The organism is Clostridium sp. D5 (assembly GCF_000190355.1).
In the GTDB taxonomy this organism is placed as follows: Bacteria; Bacillota; Clostridia; order Lachnospirales; family Lachnospiraceae; genus Faecalicatena; species Faecalicatena fissicatena_A.
In genome coordinates, this window is record NZ_GL870809.1 from 783,272 (window position 1) to 803,058 (window position 19,787).

19 protein-coding genes are annotated in these 19,787 nt (G+C 46.3%); 12 read left to right on the top strand and 7 right to left on the bottom strand.

Annotated elements, in window-relative coordinates; translation table 11 throughout:
- Positions 1 to 12 precede the first annotated feature (12 nt).
- A complete protein-coding gene (locus HMPREF0240_RS03385; RefSeq protein WP_009002046.1) occupies positions 13 to 762 on the top strand; it encodes an AraC family transcriptional regulator in 750 nt (249 codons plus the stop codon).
- 421 nt (positions 763 to 1,183) lie between these two features.
- Entirely contained in the window at positions 1,184 to 2,371 is a 1,188-nt protein-coding gene (locus HMPREF0240_RS03390) for a uroporphyrinogen decarboxylase family protein (protein WP_009002047.1), read from the top strand.
- 138 nt (positions 2,372 to 2,509) lie between these two features.
- Here HMPREF0240_RS03390 and HMPREF0240_RS03395 read toward each other — a convergent pair whose 3' ends face one another.
- The 6 genes from HMPREF0240_RS03395 to HMPREF0240_RS03420 all read right to left on the bottom strand — a co-directional run bounded on the left by HMPREF0240_RS03395 (position 2,510) and on the right by HMPREF0240_RS03420 (position 9,780).
- Complete coding sequence (locus HMPREF0240_RS03395) at positions 2,510 to 4,435, bottom strand: bifunctional diguanylate cyclase/phosphodiesterase (protein ID WP_009002048.1); 1,926 nt, start codon at positions 4,433 to 4,435, stop codon at positions 2,510 to 2,512.
- A 15-nt stretch (positions 4,436 to 4,450) separates the two neighbouring features.
- On the bottom strand, positions 4,451 to 4,966 hold the full coding sequence (locus HMPREF0240_RS24155; protein ID WP_009002049.1) for a GNAT family N-acetyltransferase: 516 nt from the start codon (positions 4,964 to 4,966) through the stop codon (positions 4,451 to 4,453).
- A 620-nt stretch (positions 4,967 to 5,586) separates the two neighbouring features.
- Positions 5,587 to 5,964 carry a hypothetical protein gene (locus HMPREF0240_RS03405; RefSeq protein WP_009002050.1) on the bottom strand — a complete coding sequence of 126 codons (378 nt, stop codon included), beginning with the start codon at positions 5,962 to 5,964 and terminating at the stop codon, positions 5,587 to 5,589.
- A gap of 108 nt (positions 5,965 to 6,072) precedes the next feature.
- Positions 6,073 to 7,311: an ABC transporter permease gene (locus HMPREF0240_RS03410; protein ID WP_009002051.1), complete on the bottom strand. Its 1,239-nt coding sequence runs from the start codon at positions 7,309 to 7,311 to the stop codon at positions 6,073 to 6,075.
- Between the two features lie 29 nt (positions 7,312 to 7,340).
- Positions 7,341 to 9,077, bottom strand: coding sequence for an efflux RND transporter periplasmic adaptor subunit (locus tag HMPREF0240_RS03415; RefSeq protein WP_009002052.1), 1,737 nt, complete (start codon positions 9,075 to 9,077; stop codon positions 7,341 to 7,343).
- 1 nt (position 9,078) lies between these two features.
- Positions 9,079 to 9,780, bottom strand: coding sequence for an ABC transporter ATP-binding protein (locus HMPREF0240_RS03420; protein WP_009002053.1), 702 nt, complete (start codon positions 9,778 to 9,780; stop codon positions 9,079 to 9,081).
- A 192-nt stretch (positions 9,781 to 9,972) separates the two neighbouring features.
- On the opposite strand from HMPREF0240_RS03420, the gene HMPREF0240_RS03425 reads away from it, so the two are divergent.
- From HMPREF0240_RS03425 to HMPREF0240_RS03450, 6 genes are all read left to right on the top strand, one after another.
- Positions 9,973 to 11,718, top strand: a complete 1,746-nt coding sequence (locus tag HMPREF0240_RS03425; RefSeq protein WP_009002054.1) for an ABC transporter ATP-binding protein — start codon at positions 9,973 to 9,975, stop codon at positions 11,716 to 11,718.
- Between the two features lies 1 nt (position 11,719).
- Entirely contained in the window at positions 11,720 to 13,462 is a 1,743-nt protein-coding gene (locus HMPREF0240_RS03430; RefSeq protein ID WP_009002055.1) for an ABC transporter ATP-binding protein, read from the top strand.
- A gap of 247 nt (positions 13,463 to 13,709) precedes the next feature.
- Positions 13,710 to 15,086 (top strand): hypothetical protein, encoded by a 1,377-nt coding sequence (locus HMPREF0240_RS03435; RefSeq protein WP_009002056.1) that lies wholly within the window; start codon positions 13,710 to 13,712, stop codon positions 15,084 to 15,086.
- 225 nt (positions 15,087 to 15,311) lie between these two features.
- Positions 15,312 to 15,527: a hypothetical protein gene (locus tag HMPREF0240_RS03440; protein ID WP_035312321.1), complete on the top strand. Its 216-nt coding sequence runs from the start codon at positions 15,312 to 15,314 to the stop codon at positions 15,525 to 15,527.
- A 31-nt stretch (positions 15,528 to 15,558) separates the two neighbouring features.
- Positions 15,559 to 15,774 carry a helix-turn-helix transcriptional regulator gene (locus tag HMPREF0240_RS03445; protein WP_009002058.1) on the top strand — a complete coding sequence of 72 codons (216 nt, stop codon included), beginning with the start codon at positions 15,559 to 15,561 and terminating at the stop codon, positions 15,772 to 15,774.
- Entirely contained in the window at positions 15,765 to 16,244 is a 480-nt protein-coding gene (locus HMPREF0240_RS03450; RefSeq protein ID WP_009002059.1) for a hypothetical protein, read from the top strand. The genes HMPREF0240_RS03445 and HMPREF0240_RS03450 overlap by 10 nt, the downstream gene beginning before the upstream one ends.
- Positions 16,245 to 16,248: 4 nt before the next feature.
- On the opposite strand, the gene HMPREF0240_RS03455 is transcribed toward HMPREF0240_RS03450, so the two are convergent.
- Entirely contained in the window at positions 16,249 to 16,623 is a 375-nt protein-coding gene (locus HMPREF0240_RS03455; RefSeq protein ID WP_009002060.1) for a DUF3783 domain-containing protein, read from the bottom strand.
- Between the two features lie 159 nt (positions 16,624 to 16,782).
- On the opposite strand from HMPREF0240_RS03455, the gene HMPREF0240_RS03460 reads away from it, so the two are divergent.
- The 4 genes from HMPREF0240_RS03460 to nrdR all read left to right on the top strand — a co-directional run bounded on the left by HMPREF0240_RS03460 (position 16,783) and on the right by nrdR (position 19,593).
- The gene (locus tag HMPREF0240_RS03460) at positions 16,783 to 17,556 is read left to right on the top strand and encodes an ABC transporter ATP-binding protein (RefSeq protein ID WP_035312322.1); all 774 of its coding nucleotides are present in this window, start codon (positions 16,783 to 16,785) and stop codon (positions 17,554 to 17,556) included.
- Position 17,557: 1 nt separating this feature from the next.
- Positions 17,558 to 18,760, top strand: coding sequence for an ABC transporter permease (locus tag HMPREF0240_RS03465; protein ID WP_009002062.1), 1,203 nt, complete (start codon positions 17,558 to 17,560; stop codon positions 18,758 to 18,760).
- 80 nt (positions 18,761 to 18,840) lie between these two features.
- Positions 18,841 to 19,095 (top strand): YlmC/YmxH family sporulation protein, encoded by a 255-nt coding sequence (locus HMPREF0240_RS03470; protein ID WP_009002063.1) that lies wholly within the window; start codon positions 18,841 to 18,843, stop codon positions 19,093 to 19,095.
- 48 nt (positions 19,096 to 19,143) lie between these two features.
- Positions 19,144 to 19,593, top strand: a complete 450-nt coding sequence (gene nrdR / locus HMPREF0240_RS03475) for a transcriptional regulator NrdR (protein ID WP_009002064.1) — start codon at positions 19,144 to 19,146, stop codon at positions 19,591 to 19,593.
- Positions 19,594 to 19,787: the final 194 nt, after the last annotated feature.

Consider the following 19,787-nt stretch of genomic DNA (forward strand, 5'->3'; position numbering starts at 1 on the left):
AGGAAAACAGGCATGTATAAAGTTCTCTTAGTAGATGATGAACCGGCAATACTGGAGGCCGAGAAAAGGGCGATTTCTCAGAGGATAAAGGATTTCGAGGTGGTTGCGGAGGCGTATTCCGTAGACCGGGCGATCGAGATTTTTGAAGAGATCCATCCTGATGTAATTCTGACCGATATGAAAATGCCGAAAAAAAGCGGTATCGAGTTGATTAAGTATATTGGACAGCAGGAAGATAGGCCTGCTGTCTGCATCGCAGTCAGCGGATATTCAGACTTCCATTATGTACATGATGCATTTCTTTATGGGGGATTCGATTATCTGCTGAAACCAATGGAGCCATCAAAGATGGAAGAGTTATTTTCAAGAATCAGAAAGCTTCTGTCGTCAATGAGCAATGAAAAGAATTTAACCAATCTTTCTTCTGAAAAACCATCGGGGAAAGAGCTGGTATCGCTGATAGAACACTACGTGAAAAGCCATCTGTCAGAGGATAACAGTATCATAAGAATCTGCAGCAGGTTCATGATAAGCCAGCCCTATTTAAGTAAAATCTTCAAAAAATATAAAAACTGCACATACAACGAGTACATAATCAATCTGAAAATAACAGAGGCCAGAAAACTATTGGAGAGCCACGACTGTCTGATAGGGGAAGTGGCGGAGACACTGGGGTTTACAGACCAGTTTTATTTCAGTAAGGTATTTAAAAATGCGGTAGGATGCACCCCCCGCGAGTACAGGAAACGATTTATGGGGTAGATGTGGAGGCGGAGCGGTTGAGGGGGGACGCTGCAGAGGAAACGGATATGTGGTGTGGCTGGGCAGATCATTCGCTAACTGCCCCTAAAGGAAATACAGCCTGATTTTATGGAACCGGAGAGATTCACTGCGCTGTCCTGATGACAGCGCAGCTCAGCTCTCCTTGAAATTTTTTTCGGTGAAAAAATTTCATCCATAAAATCAGGCTGTATTTCCTTAAGGGGCAGTAACACTTATTTTATGCCCAGCCACACCACATATCCGTTTCCTCTGCAGCTGCTTTCTTCAAGGCGGCAGGCGTCCCCCCACCCGCAAAAAGAATTAGTTTTGGATTTTACAAAAGAATGTTTTGCATTTACATGTTTTTATGGGCCGTTTTTCTCTATAATAAGGCTATAAACTGATAGTGGAGGGATGAATTATGACAAATCGAGAACGGGAACAGGCAACTCTTAATTTTCAAAAGCCGGAAGGGCGGGGAACCGTTGCAGAGACGTTTTATCCATGGGTATTGACTACAAATAGATTTAAAGAAGAAGGAATGCCTGCTGAAATAGCAGATGGGGCCAAAGACATTACCAATAATATTGTCGGCAACAAGGCAAACCAGTCTGAAAAATATCTTGCCGTGGACTGGGGCGAAGGAGTAATGGAATATGAAAAGTATCTGGGATTTGATCCTGTAAGAAGAATACATTTTGTCCTTCCCTTCCGCCGTTTTGAAGAAAAGATTGTGGAGGAAACGCCGGAACACATTATCAAGCAGGATATTTACGGCAGACAGGTGATTAAAAACACGGGCTCCGATCTGGAACTGGATTATAAGCCGGTTATAGAGACCATGGAAGACTGGGAGAAGCTGAAAGAACATGCTGAAAAGGAACTGGAGAACTATTTCTCGGATGAGCAGATCGAGGCTGCGTATGGACATCTGGCCGAGGGCCACAATAGAGGAGATTATTCCATCCGCCTCAATATAGAAGGATTTTTCTGGGTGCCGCGTGAATTGATGGGAATCGAAGCCCATATGTATGCTTTCTATGATGAACCTGAACTGCTGCATGGGATCAATGATTACATACTGGAAATTTACCGGACAAAGCTTTTAAAAGTCATAGACCTGGTACAGCCGGATGTGATTTATTTTATGGAAGATTTAAGCGGGAAGAATGGCCCTATGGTATCTCCGGACTGTTTTGAAGAATTTGTGGCAGACTATTACAGAGCACTGATTCCGTTGTTCAAAGAGCATGGAGTCGGGAATGTATTCGTAGACACCGACGGAGATTTTGCCCGCCTGATTCCCAACTTCATGGCTGCCGGAGTGGACGGTTTCCTCCCTATGGACGTAAATGCAGGAATGGATATCGTAGAAGTCAGAAAACAGTTCCCAAAACTGAAATTCATCGGAAGCTTCAATAAACTGGAGATCGCAAAAGGACCGGAGGCCATAGACAAAGAATTCGAGCGTATCCTGCCTGTAATCAGGGGCGGCGGATATATACCCGGGTCAGACCATCAGGTGGCGCCTTCTACCTCGCTTGAGGATTATAAGTATTATATAAACAAACTCAAAAACATCATGGAACAGGCAGGGGCTGACCTGTAAGGGGACGCTTGTCTGTGATGATGTCTGCGCAGACATCCCCGACGCCCCCGCAGACATCATCACAGACCGCTGGGTGCGTACGGCCGGGAGCGACGGATCGGAATGGATATGTGGGAAGTAAATGTACAGGCAGGCGTTCTACACCCTACCAGTTAAAAACCTCAATAAATCTGCCTCTGATAGTGGTTTTGAATAGTAGTAACCCTGTATCTGATCTATCCCGAAGTCGATGACGAGCTGCCGCTGTTCTTCGGTTTCTACGCCTTCGGCGACTACTTGCATTCCGAGTTCTTTGAAGGTGCGGACCAGGTTTTTTACGGCCAGGGCGGAGGTTGGGTTTTCCATGGATGCGTATACGAGGCTGCGGTCCAGTTTTACGGTTCCGAAGGGAAGGCTGATGACGGTGGCTATATTGGAATAGCCGGTGCCAAAGTCGTCCAGTCCCATCATGATGCCGTGCCGTTCCATTTCCAGGGCGAATTCTCTTACGATCTCCGGGTTTTCCGCCAGGGTGCTTTCTGTAAACTCGATCTTTAAGGTGTGTGCCGGAGTGTGGCAGCTGTTAATGATGCCAAGCACCTTTTTCGCCAGCTCTGGCTGAGAAAACTGAATTGCTGAAAAATTGACATGTACACACTTGATTGGTATCTGCATTTCCAGAAGCTGATTGATGAATTGGCATACTTTTTTTAGGATAATGTATGTAATCTCAATGAGAAGACCAGTTTCTTCTGCGATTGGGATAAATTCCGAAGGATAAACAGGCCCGACGGGGGTATCGTTCATTCTCATCAGGGATTCGGCATAGAGAAAACTTCCTGTCTTGATGTCATATATGGGCTGGTAAAACATTTCGAAGCTCTGGTCAGTCAGTTTGTCTTTTAAAATCTGTATAATCTGGCGCCTGCGCTCCAGATTGGCCAGCATTGCTCTGTCACAATAGCAGATCTGCCCGTATTTTTCGGTTTTGGCCTGCATGACGGCATATTCTATGGAGGCAATGGTCTCCTCCAGTGTCTGTGAGGCTTCCGTATGCCGGATAACGCCTATGACAGCGGTAAGGGTAAAATGGAAATCATTCACCTGCCATGAGCCGGACATCCGTTTTTGAATTTCATAGATGCAGGTTCTTATCTTGTCATCATCTTCCCTGGGAAATAAAAGTGCAAATTCATCTCCGCTGAAACGGTAAACATTCTGCTGGGGCCCGGCCATGCTAAGAAATTGAGAAACAGATTTCAGGAAAGCATCTCCGTTCTGTTGTCCACAGGTATTGTTAATCTGGCGGAAATCGCGCAGAGATACAACGACGAGCGTAAATGGCCTGTCGGGATAGCGGGTAAGCAGCAGGGTAAGCATATTCAAAAGCTCCTGCCGGTTCGGAAGATTGGTCAGATAATCCAGTGATATCTGTTTATTCTGCAGGTGAAGATATATAATGAGCAGTGCACAGGTAGCAGCAGTGCCGGACAGAATAATCTGTGGATACAACTGCTGGAAAACGATGACTAGGACTGCAAGTACCGGAAATGCCGCTAAAATCCTGGAAATTTCTTTGTCAAGTTTCTGATAGTTTTTCAGGGTAACCACAATACATGCCAGGCAGTAGAAATAGAAGATGAGGTAAGTTGTGCCAATCATGCTTCCCCGCGTATACCCTTGGGCTGCTGTAAGATCGAAGATATTCCGGGTAAATGGGTTGAGCACAACAAGAACAGCATATCCAAGCCCCGGGATAGAGCAGAAGAGAAATGCCTTTTTTAAATTAGGGCTTTCGGTGTAAATGATTGCCAGAGTGTATAAAAAATAGGTCATTCCCATCAGCGGGGTGAGGATAAAGTATAGCGTGGTAATCAGCCATGTCATCCACAGCGGAATAATCTGATAAAAATAAATCATAACTGTGGACAATATATTCGTCAGCATGGCACAAAAAGTAACAAACAGACATCCCTGAAACATTCTGTTTTTCAACGTCGGAAGGTGGCTGCCCTTTCGTGAATAAATTAAAATAATCCCAAGCATCACAAGAGAGATGCTTTCGGGTGCAATATTCCAGGTCATTTTATTATGTACTCCTTACAGCATCATTCCCATAATATATAAATCATAGTATTTGCCGTTCAAAAGGGTAGAATTCTTGCAGCATCCCTCCACGGTAAAGCCAAACTTCAGATAAAGAGAAACCGCATCTGTATTATCAGTACGCGTATCCAGGCGGATTCTGGTAGTCACCCCGTTGCCGCGTGCCCATTCGATCAGCCGGCGGATCAACTCCGATCCAATCCCCTGTCCCTGATACTTCCTGGCAACGACAATCCCAAGCTCTCCCTCATGGCGTGCCTTAATCTTATGGCTGGAACTGATCGTAGCAATCCCCGCGATCTCGTCTCCATCCATGGCCATCAGCATAATATTATTCTGATTCCCATCCAGAGCCTGAATAGATGCAGCCTGTTCGTCAACATTCAACGGATACTCATCCTTTTCAAAACTAAGAAAAGTAGTCTCGCCCCCAACAAAATTATAAAAGCTGACAATCTTTTGCGCATCATCTGCATTCGCTCTTCGAAAAACAATAGTTGAATGATTCATATGTGACCGTCCTCTCCATCTGTCCCCAGATATTATACTAAAAGACTTCTAAAAACATTCTTTTAGTCATTATAAATTGATTTCACTAATAATACAACAAGAATCTTGCCATCTTGCCTTAAGAGACGGAGAGGAGGACGTATTAAGGCTATGCGGAAAAGTGCATCTGATTGAAGATATACAGGTTCATAGATTCAAGAGGTAAAATGAAGACACAAGACACACATAGTCTATACCCATCCGCCGCACTGGTCCGGGATCCCAACCGAGGAATGTGTATTTCCTGCCGAAGGGATGAGCCAGCCAGGCGGAGTGTGAGCCGCAGGCCTTCCTGCCTGTAAGGTGGGTTTAAAACGCCTTAGAGCGGACGATTAGAAGTTCTTATAGAGCCAGAGGCGCTCAGAAGGGATGAAACTTGATTTTCCAAAATCAAGTTTCATTCCGACCTAAGACGAGAAAGCATCGGCTTTCTCGTTGCATGTCGGATGTTCCCTTCTGAGCGCCTCTGGCTCTATTAGAACTTCTTCGTTAAGCGGTCAGGATTTTAAACCCACCTTACAGGCAGGAAGGCCTGCGGCTCACACTCCGCCTGGCGTCCCCATCCTTTCAAAAAAATCTCGTTACTCCGAAAGATACCATCCCCAGAGATACAGCAGCGGCCAGATCAGTCCTACCAGGCTGAATGCCGAGAACCCTGTTGTCATAATAGCTATAATGATATTAATTACATAGTAAGCAGCCAGGATTATTCCCATAATCAACACTACTGCTTTGGACTTTGAGGCAACACCTATGATACCGGATACTATAATAATCAGGGAGCCAACGATCGTGATTATATAGCTGGATGTAGTTGGTGCCTGAATACCCATTGCTTCATAAGTAGCAGCCATTGTTGAGCTCATAGCGATGGCGGCAATGCCTGACAGCAGGGACAGTGCGCCGATTACAATCAGGATGATAGATATTACTTTTAAAAGTTTGCTTCGTTTCTGCATGTAAAAACCCTCCTCGTTTTAAAAAATTAATAGTTAAGTTGTATAGAATCATACGCTTTCTTTGTTGGAACGCGCAGGATTACCTGTTTCATATATAAAAAGTTGTTCCTACATACGTCTGAGCGCCTCGATCGGGCTGAGTCTGGCGGCTTTTCTTGCAGGATAGATACCAAATACAATTCCTACGCTGCAGGAGAAGATGGTTGCTATGAGAATCGCCGGGAAGGAAAGCTGGGCTTTGATCCCTCCGATTCCAAGAGCGCTGATCAGGGCAGTGAGCCCGGCGCCTAGTATGATGCCGATGATTCCTCCCATTCCGGAAATGATTGCGGATTCGCAGAGGAACTGGGCGATGATGGAACCTGTCTTGGCTCCCAGGGCCTTGCGGATACCGATCTCCCGTGTACGTTCTGTGACGGATACCAGCATGATATTCATAACCCCGATACCGCCGACAATCAGTGAGATACCTGCTACCAGTGCGACGAATGCGGTTACCCCGTCCATGATGGAGCCAAACATATCAGAGAAGTCCATAGGCTTCTGCTGGATGAACGGTGTGTCACCAAGATTCTGATGTCTGGAGTTCAATATTTGTACGGCACTTTTGGCGATCCTGGCGGCCTGGTCCTTGTCATATGCAGTGATGGAGATGGAGGAGAATGCTTCTACCGGAGTGCCAAGGTCCGTGGATACGGTGTAAGGCATCTCAAGGGAAATGCTCTTATCCATTCCCATTGCAATGTACTGCTTTTCTGCTTCCATCATTTCCTGCGTCGTTTCCCGGATGCCGATAATATTCACATTCTGGATACTGCTGTCTACCTGCAGTTCAATTGTCATTCCGACGACATCTGTATTTCCGAATAAATAGATTGCCGTCAGTTCGTTAATGACGCACACTTTGTTGGCATTTGCAACATCATTATCCGTAAAATAACTTCCTTTTACCAGGGGATCCTGGTATTGTGCATTCTCATAATCCGGGGTAGTGAGTCCGACATAGGCGTCAAATTTACCCTTTCGGGTTGTGATGGAGCCAAGTGTTGCTGTATAGCCGGACACGCTCTGCACAGAATCACTGAGTGAAGTCTTCAGAAAGGAAATATCTTCCCCTGTGATACAGTTCGGATCTGAAACTTCGTCTGTGTTTGCCTGTATGGTTACTGTGTTGTTCTGCTCGTTTGAAGCATCGACCACATCTTTTTTCAGACCGTTTCCTATGGAAACGATGGTGACGACAGATGTGATGCCTATGATGATACCCAGCATCGTAAGAAAGGAACGGCCTTTATTGGAACGGATATTATCAAGAGCCATTTTTACATATTCTAAAAATTGTCCCATATTATGTCCTCTTTTCTCAATCAGTCCGTCTATTCTTTCACCGTGTCTGCGCCGTCAGCGGAATCCGTATTCTTTGCCGGTGCTGCGATTGCCTTCATACCATCTTCAATATCTACATTCAGATCATTTACAACTTTGTCGCCCTTCTTCAGACCACTTGTGACCTCGATCTGAGTAGTGGAAGCAGTGCCCAGTTCAACTGGTTTTTTCTTTACAACACCGTTCTCGATTACGTAGACGAAATCGCCTTCAGAAGAGGTGTTGATTACTTCTGTCGGAACAACGAGTACATTATTGGCTTCAGCGACTGTCATTGTGATTTTGGCGGTGGCGCCGATGCAGAGGTTCTCATCCGGATTATCAATATGGATTTCTGCGCCGATGATCGGATTTCCTTTTGCATTGTTAATGGCTATTTTATTTACTTTTGTCAGTTTTCCTTCGTATTTGTAATTGCCTACAGTGATTGTGGCCTCATTACCGACTTTCATTTTCTCATAGTCATCCGGGGAGACTTCGATCTTCACGCGGACTTTTTCTGTGCTGGCGATGGTGAACATTGCCATGCCCTGTGTTGCGGTATTGGACTGCAGCGCATCTACGGATGCGATTACGCCGTCCATGTCGGCTTTCATACCCTCGCGGCCTTTTTCCACCAGTTCGGCAGGTGTCAGCGCCGTGAGCTCTGCAAGATTGTCACTGATATCCAGGTTCGCCAGTTCTGCGGAGGACATACCGGCTTCTGTGGTTGAAGTGTTGGCTGCGTTGTAGGCAGCCTCCCATTCTGCGTAGGCTGCATCGTACTGTGCTTTCAGGGCTGCGTAGCCGGCATCATCTACAGGAGTGTTGTTGATACCTGGTGCTGCCTTGTCGATTTCCTGCTGTGCTTTTTTAACGGCTTCTGCGGCTTTATCGTATTTTTCAAAAACCGGCTGTAAAGCTAGGATTACAGCGGTATCGTTATCATCTCTTTGATCTTCCGGTTTTGCCAGTGCGGCATCCAGGTCGCCGCGGCGTCCTGCGTAGTTGGTGTTTATCTCATCAATCACTGCCTGATTGGCCTTGATGATTTCATTCTGCTCAGCCACAATCTTCTGCAGGCGTGCCTGCTCCGGTGCAGCGGCATCTGCCGCCTGCTGATTCGCCTGATACTGTGCATAGGCGGCATCAACCTGGGCTGCAAGGTCATTGACCTTATCTGCCAGCCTGTTGGCCTGGTCTGCAGCCTGGGCAGATGCTGCATTTGCTGCGTCAATGGCTTTGGCATTCTGTGCTTTTGTTGCCTGTGATGCGTTCAGGCTGGACTGCAGGCTCAGCTGTGCCTGCTGGTTGTCACGCTCCAGGTTGGTGGTGTCAAAACTCACCAGAAGATCCCCGGCCTTTACGGTATTACCTACAGTGGCATTGCAGATGGCAACAGGTGCTGTGACGGGTGAATAGTAGGTTTTGGTGTTTTCACTCTCAATCTTACCACTTGCATTGTAGATTTCTTTGATATTGCCTGTTGTAACTTCCGCTACCTGCAGGGAAGCTGCCTGTGTTTTGCTGCTGCCTGCGGAGAGCTTGGAAGCGGCAAAGATAATGATCCCCAGAACTGCAATCACCGGGATGATGACCCAGGCGGGAAGTTTTTTCTTGGGCGGTTTCGCTGCCCCGGCATCCTCCAGCTCATAGGAATCTTCTCCGGAAAGATTGTCTTCATCCATGAGATCTGTATCAATGGTGTCTAAAATTTCATCCTGTTCTTTTTTCTTTTTGGAAAACATATTATGCCCCTTCCCTTTCTTCGTTCAGATAATCATCTTCTATACGTCCGTCAACGATGCGGACAACTCTTTTGACCTGCTGGGCGATCTCGTCATCGTGAGTGATGATGATGACGGTTCGGCCGCCCCTGTGGAGGCCCTTTAGAATCTCCATGATTTCTTTGGTGGATTTAGTGTCCAGGTTACCGGTTGGTTCATCTGCCAGTACGATCGGCGGCTGTGCAGCAATCGCACGTGCTACGGCAACCCTCTGCTGCTGTCCTCCGGAAAGCTCGCTTGGCTTATGTTTCATACGCGTGCCCAGTCCGACCTTATTCAGCGCTTCGACCGCTATGTTACGACGTTTCTGTTTGCCCAGTCCGCGGTAGATCAGCGGCAGCTCTACATTTTCCACTGCATCGAGATTGGCGATCAGGTTAAAGCCCTGGAATATGAAGCCGATTTCTTTATTCCGGATATCTGACAGCTGGTTATCTGTCAGTTTGGAAACATCGTGTCCGTTCAGAAAGTAATTTCCTGAAGAGGGGACGTCAAGACAGCCCAGCATGTTCATCAGTGTGGACTTGCCGGAACCAGAGTGGCCTATGATTGCCACAAATTCACCTTTTCCGATTTCCAGATCTATGCCGTCCAGTGCTCGCACCTCGTTTTCGCCGGGATTGTAGATTTTATGTATGTTCTCAACTTTAATGAGTGGTTCCATGAATCATCCCTCCATGATTTAGTATAATGCAACTTGTATTACTTAACTAATACAATATTCTTTTGGCGTTAAAAAGTCAATACTTTTATAGGGAATTCGTGCTCAAAAAATGAATAATGGGAAACATTTACAGTAAAGGTATTGTCTGTTACAATACAGTCGTGCAATATAACGGACTTGGAGGAAAAAAGCGTGAGAAGATTACTGCCGTTTCTGAACGGTTATAAGAAAGAAAGTATTGTAGGGCCGCTGTTTAAACTGCTTGAAGCTGCGTTTGAACTGATTGTGCCCCTGATTATGGCACAGATTATTGATGTGGGCATCCGGTACCGGAATGTACCATATATATGGAAAATGGGTGCGGTTCTCGTGGTGTTCGGCGTGCTGGGGCTTGGCTGTTCACTGTTGGCACAGTATTTTGCGGCCAAAGCGGCGGTTGGATTCGGAACCGGACTGCGGCATGAACTGTTCCGTCATATCGGCCTGCTGTCCTATGCAGAGATCGACAAGGCAGGCAGCTCCACGCTGGTTGTGCGTATGACAAGTGACATTAACCAGGTGCAGTCGGGGGTGAATCTGGTGCTCAGACTGTTTCTGCGTTCCCCGTTCATCGTTGTGGGGGCAATGATTATGTCCTTTACCATTGATGTGAAAGTGGCGGTTATATTTTTAATCACGGTGCCTGTAATGTCTCTTGTAATATATGGCATTATGATGCTCACGATTCCTCTGTATAAAAATGTCCAGAAAAGCCTGGATCAGGTTCTGCTTTCCACCCGTGAGAATCTGGCCGGGATTCGTGTGATCAGGGCATTTAGGACACAGAATCAGGAAAAAGAAGAGTTTGAGGAAAAAAGCAGCAGGCTGATGCGGTATCAGCAGCTTGTAGGAAAGATTTCCGCTCTTTTGAATCCGATGACCTATGTACTTGTAAATCTGGGCATTATTGCAGTTGTCTGGTACGGCGGGGGTGCTGTGGAAGCGGGCAGGATCAAGCAGGGGGAAGTGATTGCGCTTGTGAACTACATGACTCAGATACTGCTGGCTCTGGTGGCGCTTGCCAACCTGATCGTCTCTTTTACGAAAGCGATGGCTTCAGCAGGCAGAATCAATGAAGTATTTGATCTGAAACCCGGAATTACGGATGGTCCAGAAAACGCACAGAAAGGCGGAAAAAACGTTTTTGGTACGGATCTTCCGCGGGTTACGATGCAGGATGTCACCTTTTTTTATGAGGGAAGCCAGGCACCGGCACTGTCAAACATTTCTTTCAGCGCAGACGTGGGCGAGACTATAGGAATTATTGGGGGAACAGGCTGCGGTAAATCCACGCTTGTGAATCTGATCCCTCGTTTTTATGATGTCAGCAAGGGTGCTGTATGTGTGAACGGCACGGATGTGAAGGCGTGGGAGCTCGGCGTTCTGCGGGAGACAATCGGTGTTGTTCCGCAGAAGGCGGTCCTGTTTCATGGGACTATCCGGGAAAACATGAAGATGGGAAAAGAAGATGCCTCGGATGAAGAGATCAGAAGCGCTCTGAAGACGGCTCAGGCACTGGAGATTGTAGAAAATAAGCCGGAAGGGCTGGATACCATAGTCAGTGAGGGGGGCAAGAATCTTTCCGGCGGGCAGAGGCAGCGGCTTACGATTGCAAGGGCACTGGTGAGGCAGCCCCAGGTACTGATATTGGATGACAGTGCATCGGCGCTTGATTTTGCCACGGATTCCAGGCTGCGCAGGGCGCTCAAGGAGGATACGTCAGGGATGACCGTATTTATTGTATCCCAGCGGGCAGCTTCTATTATGTATGCGGACCGGATCATTGTTCTGGATGATGGGGAGATTGCGGGCTGCGGTACGCACAAAGAGCTGCTTGGAAGCTGCCAGGTATATCAGGAGATCTGTTATTCGCAGCTTTCCAGAGAGGAGGTGGGCTAGAATGTCACGAAGAAATGACGGTACTGTTAAGAAGATTCTGTGTTTCATAAAACCCTACCTGCACTACCTGGCACTCTCACTGGTCTTTGCGGTAATATCGGTTGCCCTGACGCTGTACGCACCGATACTTACGGGAAATGCAATTGATGATATTATAGGAACCGGTCAGGTGGATTTTGATTCTATTTTTTATATCCTGAAAATCCTGGCTGTGGTTATATTTATTACAAGTGCGGCACAGTGGCTCATGAATCTGTGCAATAATACGATTACCTATCGTGTTGTAAAAGATGTGAGGACCCGTGCCTTTGCGCAGCTGGAGATTCTTCCTTTAAGATACATTGACAGCCATCAGTACGGCGAGACGATCAGCAGGATTATTACGGATGTGGAACAGTTCTCAGACGGTCTGCTGATGGGATTTACACAGCTGTTTACAGGGATCGTGACGATTGTCGGTACGCTGATCTTTATGCTGTCCATTAATGTAAAAATCTCACTTGTTGTCGTTCTGATTACGCCTCTGTCCCTTTTTGTAGCCAGCTTTATTGCAAAGAGAACGTATACGATGTTCAGGGCGCAGTCCGAGGCGCGGGCCAAGATGACGTCACTGGTAGATGAAATGGTCGGCAATCAGAAGGTTGTCCAGGCATTCGGCTACGGGGAACGGGCTCTGGACCGGTTTGACGAGATCAATGGCAGGCTGCAGGAAGTAAGCCTGAAGGCCATCTTTTTCTCCTCCATTACGAATCCCAGTACAAGGTTTGTCAACGGGCTTGTGTATGCGGGAGTCGGTATCGTCGGAGCATTTACGGCTATAAGCGGGGCGATCTCCGTCGGGCAGCTGTCCTGTTTTCTGAGTTATGCTAATCAGTATACAAAGCCCTTTAACGAGATATCCAGCGTGGTAACGGAGCTGCAGAATGCATTTGCATGTGCGAAGCGGGTTTTTGATTTTATCGAAGAGACTCCGGAGATCCCGGATGACCCGGATGCCGCCGCGATGGGGCAGGCGGACGGGAGTCTGAAGCTTGAGGATGTTTCGTTTTCCTATAAGAAGGAGGTTACTCTGCTGGAGCATCTGAAGCTGGAAGTAAAACCGGGCCAGAAGATTGCAATTGTGGGGCCTACCGGCTGCGGGAAGACAACTCTGATTAACCTTCTGATGAGGTTCTACGATGTGGATGCGGGGCAGATTATTCTGAGCGGACATGATATCCGTGAAGTAACAAGGGACAGCCTGCGGGCAAACTATGGCATGGTGCTGCAGGAAACCTGGCTGAAATCGGGGACTGTTGAGGAGAACATTGCCTATGGCCGTCCGGATACTCCGCGGGAAGATATCATAGCCGCTGCAAAGGCGGCCCATGCACATGGTTTTATTAAGCGGATGAAAGACGGATACGATACCTTTATTCAGGAAGAAGGCGGCAACCTTTCTCAGGGGCAGAAGCAGCTGCTTTGTATCGCAAGGGTTATGCTGAACCTGCCGCCCATGCTGATTCTGGATGAGGCGACCTCCTCGATTGATACAAGAACGGAAATTAAGATACAGGAAGCATTTCAGAAGATGATGGAAGGGCGGACCAGCTTTATTGTAGCCCACCGTCTGTCCACGATACGGGAAGCGGATGTTATCCTGGTAATGAAAGACGGAAATATTATAGAGCAGGGGAATCATGAAGAGCTGCTCAGAGTCGGCGGGTTTTATAAGAATCTTTATGAAAGCCAGTTTGCGCACTGATAACAGGCTGTGCAATAGTATAAGGAAAACAAAGAAAACAGGAACCGGTGCGGTACTGCTAAGAGATGCGGGGCAGTGCAGTACCGGATTTTTTTATGAGTAAGGGGATGGGGAGTTGAGGTGGGCTTGCCCACTTTGCTATGGTGGAAGATACTTCCTGTTCACAGAAAAAACACAATTCTACTACATGGTATTCAAATTTTCTTCATACAATGGTGGGGTAATAAGGGGCAGAAAGGATGGTTGAATGAAAAAGAGTATTAGAAGGCTATTTCTAGGGATAGCAGTTTTGTCGTTTGTATTTACAGGATGCAGCCATCAGGGGAGAACCGAAGATAAAGAGACAGATACAGTAAACTCCGGTAAAGTAACGGCTGAAGTGCCACAAGAGGAACGGGCAGATGAAGACGCACAGGGGAGTATTGAGTTAAGTGGTATGCTGCAGGTGGACGGGAAGAGTGAGAACTCGGAATCAGAATCTGTCAGCACAAGTGACGAGAACCAGAATGCGGTTCTGGTAGAGAATGGCGGAACGCTCACCATGACAGAAGGGAAGCTGACAAAATCAGGAGATACATCCAGTGCAGATGAGAGTAATTATTATGGCGTGAATGCGGTATTTGTAACTACAGCAGGGAGTGAATCCAGTATCAGTAAAAGCGAGATTACATCCGCGGCGGAGGGGGCAAACGCGGTATTTGCAACCGGAAAGGGAGCGCTTATTCATGCGGATAATGTGAAGGTCAGTACTTCCGGCAATTCTTCGAAAGGGATTTATGCTACATATGGAGGCCAGGTTAAGGCAGAAAACATAGAAATTACGACAAGTGGCACCCGCTGTTCACCGGTGGCGGCAGAACGGGGAAGCGGCAGTGTGTCCGTACAGGGCGGTACCGTGCGGTCAACCGGGGCCAGCAGTCCATGTATTTATGCGGCGGGAACCATATCTGCTGAAAAGCTGGAAGGCACTGCGGATGCAAGCCAGATTCTAATGATAGAAGGCAGCAATACAGTAACGCTGAGAGGCTGTGATCTCTCCGGTTCAGGGGAGTACGGCGTGATGTTATATCAGAGCAGCCCTGACAGCACCGGGGAAGGAACTTCCCGGCTGAATACTGAGGATACAAAGCTGACAGCTACAATGGAAGGGCCGATGTTCTTTGTGACAAACACAGAGGCCAACGTGATTCTGAAAAATACAGAGTTAAAATACAAAGGAGATGTATTGGTCAAAGTATCCGGCAACAATATAAACAGTTGGGGAACCCCGGGAAGCAACGGGGGGAACCTCACACTGACTGCAGTGGATCAAAAGCTGAAAGGCAGAATAATCTGTGATGAGATCAGCACCGTGAATCTGAAACTGAAAGAAGGCTCAACCTTCAGCGGCAGTATTAACAGCGATAATAAAGGAAAATATATAAAAGTCTCCCTGATGGAAGATGCCAAATGGAAACTAACAGGAGACACCTATGTAAACGTATTGAAGAATGTGGAGCAGTCGTGCAGTAATATTGAATCAGAAGGATATAACATTTATTATGACAGCACAGACAGCGCGAACAGCTGGCTTGCAGGAAAGACCGTCAAGCTGGATGGCGGAGGGGAGATTACACCCCGGTAGTCAGGAAAATCTTTCGCATAAGAAGTTAAATACAGGAGTAAAGAAAAAGGGCTTGCAAGAAACAAAAAACTTGCAGGCCCTTGTTTGTGTACTTCAAAGTACTTCAAAGGGGTCAGACCCCTTTGAAGAATATAAAATGTGCTTGACATTTAATGTAAAGCGTACTATACTCGAAATGTAAAATAAACTATACATTTTATGCAGGGGCAAAGGAGTGTGGTGATTATGAGGAATGGTGACATGAGGAAAGAATTAAAGTTTGGTCTGGCGTTTAATGCACTGGCTCTGTTACTTCAGCAGTTTACGAATGCACCGGAACTGGTTAAGGGATTCCTTCTGGGGATGGCGATCTGTCTGATGCTGATCGGAATCCTGCCGGAAAAGTCTTACCAGAGAATAAAAGAGTATAAGAGGTCTATGTTTTATGGAGGAAAACAGTAGTGAATATGGTGATTAGAAATGGGGTATGTTTTTGGAAAATAAAATTCAACAGCTGAGGAAAGAACGGAGAATTACGCAGAGTGAGCTTGCAGATGCAGTTGAGGTGACCAGGCAGACGATCATTTCTCTGGAGAACGGCAGGTATAATGCGTCATTAATACTGGCACATAAGATTGCCCAGTATTTTGGAGTCAATATTGAGGATATTTTTATTTTTAATCTGGAGGAGGAAAATATATGTTTATAAAAGCGCTGCGTCAGGGAGCAAAGACAGATGAGGAATACAGGGAGAAATTAAAGGGCAGGATCAGGATCGATATTTTTATGTGCGGTGTGGGTGTGCTTACGATTGCTGTGGCAATTGTGATGATGCTCAGAGGCGGAGAATATCAGGAAGGCTTTTTATGCGGAGTCTTTACAGGAACCGGCGTAGCTGTACTAATATTTGCGGTGAAGGAGATCTTTAAGTCAAAAAAGCTTTTGAAAAATGAAAAGCTTCTGCGCGAGGAACGGCTAAAAATATCAGATGAGAGAAATAAAATGATTGTGGAAAAAACATCCTACTGGACGGGGTTAATTGTTATGGGAGTCTGCTATGTTGTCCTCTTAATTTCCGGATTTTTTAACTTTGCAGTATTCTGGACGGCATGGGGAATATTGATGCTGTATTTTCTTGTCACAGTAATTGTGAAGAAATATTATGAAAAGAAGCTATGATCCGTTAAGGAGTCATAGCCTCATGTTCACGTTTCAGTTCTGTAAAGCACTCGTGGGCAGTCCAGAACTGGTTGGTTGGAGTCAGGACTGCTTTATAGGGCAGCGGGCCGGCCCCACTTTTTTTCAACGCGGCAAGTGCCTGGTTCAGACGGTTGTCATCAAAGAAGGCAAAGACGACCATCGTATCGGGCAGGGCACTTCCTGTATAGGTACCTTCGGCAGGAACGGCGTCTTTTATGCCCGCCAGCACGCCGAGGGGCTGGTGATATTCTTCCTCTTTCACATGTTTCAGGCGGACATGGAGTGGGAAGAGCGCCATTTCAATTTTTAAAAGCTTTTCTTTATCGGGAATGTGAAAAAGCAATATTGTTTCTTTCATAGATAATCCTCCTTATTTTCGAGCCTTACTATTTTTTATATTGTAGTCTATTTAAGGGGAGATTGAAAGGCTATGAAAGGAAAAATATTCTTATTGACAAATCTATAACAAGGATATATAGTTGTACTAACACAATAGTACAGAATGAGGAGGGAGATCATGATAGAGATCAAAAACCTGACTAAGATTTATAAACTTAATAAAAAGCAAATGAAGGAATCCAAGACCACAGATCCCATAAAGACTGCGGTGAATGACCTGAGTCTTGCGGCAAAACAGGGAGAGATATACGGACTGCTGGGGCCGAACGGCGCCGGAAAGACAACCACGCTGCGGTGTATTTCCACGATTATCAAGCCGACAAAAGGGGAGATATTCGTATCTGGTCATGAAGTACAGCAGGAGCCGGAAAAAGTAAGAGAAAAGATCGGCTTTCTGACCGGAGACATCAAGCTGGATCCCCAGTTTTCGGTGGACTATATGTTCGATTTCTTCGGAAGGTTACATAACATTCCGGAGGATAAGCTGAAAACAAGAAAAGAAGAACTGTTTGCATACTTTGGAATCAAAGACTTTTCACATAAAAAGATCAAAGAGCTGTCTACAGGTATGGCTCAAAAAGCTGCAATTGCGGTATGTCTGGTGCATGATCCTGATATCGTTATCTTTGACGAGCCGACCAACGGACTGGACGTAGTGACAGCACGCGGCGTTACCGATTATCTGAAAAAGTTAAGAGACGAAGGCAAGCTTGTAATTATTTCCACCCACGTCATGTCAGAGGCTGAAAAAATCTGTGACAGAATTGGAATTATTATAGATGGCTGCAAGGTGGCGGAGGGAAGTCTGGATCAGATTCTTCATGACACGAACACAGAAGATCTGGAAGACGCCTTTTTCGAGCTTTACAGAATTCAGAAGGGAGGAAAGTAAGATGAGCGGGATTAAGCAAATATGTGGAAAAGAGCTGGCAAGAGTTTTCAAGGACAAGAAGATGATATTCTCAGTCTTTTTCCTTCCAGTGATTATCATGGTGGGAATTATGACGCTGGTCAGCAGTCTGAGCAGCAGTGCCCAGAAAGATGTGGAGGCACACAATTCAATTATATATCTTCAGAATGCGCCGGCAGGTTTTGATGATTTTTTAAAGGCCGCTGACAAAGAATGTGATATTTATACGGTCAGCGACAGAGCCGGGACAGAAGATATGATTAAAAATGGCGGAGCAGATCTGCTCATTGAATTTCCGGAAGGATTTTTAGATGAGGTATCCGGTTATCAGACAGGAGCACCAGTTCCACAGGTTAAGACTTATTACAACCCTTCTGAAGACTATTCGCGCGCCGCTTACGATACAGTGTCGAATGGCGTTCTGGAGGCATACAGGCAGCTGCTTTTATCCGACCGTGTAGAGGATATGGAAGGACTGACCGTATTTACAGTGAATTCAGATAACCCTGATATGGTAATCCAGGACGAGGAAAAAGCCAGCGGCAAAGTACTGGGTATGATGCTTCCTTATTTTGTAACCATTCTTTTATTTGCAGGAGCAATGGGAATCGGAACAGACATGGTAGCAGGAGAAAAAGAGAGGGGCACGATGGCAAGCCTTCTGGTTTCTCCGATCAAGAGAAGTTCGATTGTACTGGGAAAAGTGTTTTCGTTGATGATTATCTCAGGAGTATCTTCTGTCGTATATGTGGGGGCTATGGTGGCCTTCATGCCGCAGATGATGAGCGGAATGGGCGGAGATATGGGGCTGGATCTTTCGCTGAATTCAAGACAGATAGCCATGATGGCGGCTTTGCTTGTGGCAATCGCATTCCTGTATTCGGCAATTATTGTTCTGGTGTCCGTATTTGCAAAGACCGTAAAGGAGGCAAATTCTTATGTGATGCCGGTTTACATGCTGGTACTGGTGTTGGGGATCACTACAATGTTCACCACAAAGACCCCTCACGAATGGTTCTATGCAGTGCCTATTTATAATACTTCGCTGACTCTGCAGGGGATACTGACCCAGGAAGTGACCATGATGCAGTACGGAATCACGCTGGGAGTTACGCTTGTACTGGGAGCCGTATTAATCGGTGTGATCGCAAAAGCATTTGAGAGTGAAAAGGTAATGGCAATTTAACACGCATTATTGGATGCCCGCATATAGTAACAGTGAGAGAAGCTGCTGCTGTATGCGGGCATTTTTGGTGTGGTGAGATTATGAGATTATGTGAATTGCGGGAGAAGGAAGTTATTAATGTATGTGACTGCAAAAGGCTTGGATGCGTTGTGGATGTAGATATTGACATCAAAGAAGGCAGGGTGGAAGCCATCATCATTCCGGGGCCGGGGAAAATCTGCGGTTTCCTTGGAACAGACTGCGAATTCGTCATTCCATGGCGCTGTATCAAGAAGATCGGGCCCGATATTATTTTGGTGGAAATACAGGAAGAAAAGTTTTTGCAAAAGTTCTAGTTATTGTGTATAATGGGGGAAGAAATGGGAGGAAAGGCGGAATATATTATGAAATGTCCTTATTGTGGAAATCCTGATACAAGAGTAATTGACTCAAGACCAGCGGAAGATAATAATTCCATACGCAGAAGGCGTTCCTGCGATGAGTGTGGAAAACGTTTCACAACCTATGAAAAAGTTGAAACCATTCCGCTGATCGTCATCAAGAAAGACAACAACAGAGAACAATATGACCGCGCCAAGATTGAGCAGGGCGTTTTAAGCGCCTGCTATAAGAGGCCCGTTCCTGCATCGGAGATTCAGCGGACGATAGATGCAGTTGAACTGGAGATTTTCAACCGTGAAGAAAAAGAAATTCCAAGCAGCCTGATCGGGGAGATCGTGATGGACAAGCTGAGGGCACTGGATCCGGTTGCTTATGTAAGGTTTGCTTCTGTGTACCGGGAATTTAAAGACGTAAATACCTTTATGTCAGAGCTGAAGGAGTTTTTGGAGTAGGAGGGGCGCCTTCCGCGGATGGTGTAGGTGACGCCGGAGGGGATTTGTGCAGGTGTTTTTGGATACCGGGCGTTTAGCCTGGTTTCCGTAAGGATAAAATAGAAAAATCTGATGGAACCAGCGACATGCGGCCCCAAATCTGATGATTTGGGGCCTTAGTCGCTTCAGACTTTGCTTGGTGAAGCAAAGTTTGT

Coding starts and splice junctions, on each gene's coding strand:
- HMPREF0240_RS03435 (WP_009002056.1), top strand. CDS start 13,710: ATGAAAAAGAGTATTAGAAGGCTATTTCTAGGGATAGCAGTTTTGTCG.
- HMPREF0240_RS03410 (WP_009002051.1), bottom strand. CDS start 7,311: ATGGGACAATTTTTAGAATATGTAAAAATGGCTCTTGATAATATCCGT.
- HMPREF0240_RS03455 (WP_009002060.1), bottom strand. CDS start 16,623: ATGAAAGAAACAATATTGCTTTTTCACATTCCCGATAAAGAAAAGCTT.
- HMPREF0240_RS03430 (WP_009002055.1), top strand. CDS start 11,720: ATGTCACGAAGAAATGACGGTACTGTTAAGAAGATTCTGTGTTTCATA.
- HMPREF0240_RS03420 (WP_009002053.1), bottom strand. CDS start 9,780: ATGGAACCACTCATTAAAGTTGAGAACATACATAAAATCTACAATCCC.
- HMPREF0240_RS24155 (WP_009002049.1), bottom strand. CDS start 4,966: ATGAATCATTCAACTATTGTTTTTCGAAGAGCGAATGCAGATGATGCG.
- HMPREF0240_RS03405 (WP_009002050.1), bottom strand. CDS start 5,964: ATGCAGAAACGAAGCAAACTTTTAAAAGTAATATCTATCATCCTGATT.
- HMPREF0240_RS03440 (WP_035312321.1), top strand. CDS start 15,312: ATGAGGAATGGTGACATGAGGAAAGAATTAAAGTTTGGTCTGGCGTTT.
- HMPREF0240_RS03385 (WP_009002046.1), top strand. CDS start 13: ATGTATAAAGTTCTCTTAGTAGATGATGAACCGGCAATACTGGAGGCC.
- HMPREF0240_RS03470 (WP_009002063.1), top strand. CDS start 18,841: ATGAGATTATGTGAATTGCGGGAGAAGGAAGTTATTAATGTATGTGAC.
- nrdR (WP_009002064.1), top strand. CDS start 19,144: ATGAAATGTCCTTATTGTGGAAATCCTGATACAAGAGTAATTGACTCA.
- HMPREF0240_RS03395 (WP_009002048.1), bottom strand. CDS start 4,435: ATGACCTGGAATATTGCACCCGAAAGCATCTCTCTTGTGATGCTTGGG.
- HMPREF0240_RS03460 (WP_035312322.1), top strand. CDS start 16,783: ATGATAGAGATCAAAAACCTGACTAAGATTTATAAACTTAATAAAAAG.
- HMPREF0240_RS03465 (WP_009002062.1), top strand. CDS start 17,558: ATGAGCGGGATTAAGCAAATATGTGGAAAAGAGCTGGCAAGAGTTTTC.
- HMPREF0240_RS03390 (WP_009002047.1), top strand. CDS start 1,184: ATGACAAATCGAGAACGGGAACAGGCAACTCTTAATTTTCAAAAGCCG.
- HMPREF0240_RS03415 (WP_009002052.1), bottom strand. CDS start 9,077: ATGTTTTCCAAAAAGAAAAAAGAACAGGATGAAATTTTAGACACCATT.
- HMPREF0240_RS03450 (WP_009002059.1), top strand. CDS start 15,765: ATGTTTATAAAAGCGCTGCGTCAGGGAGCAAAGACAGATGAGGAATAC.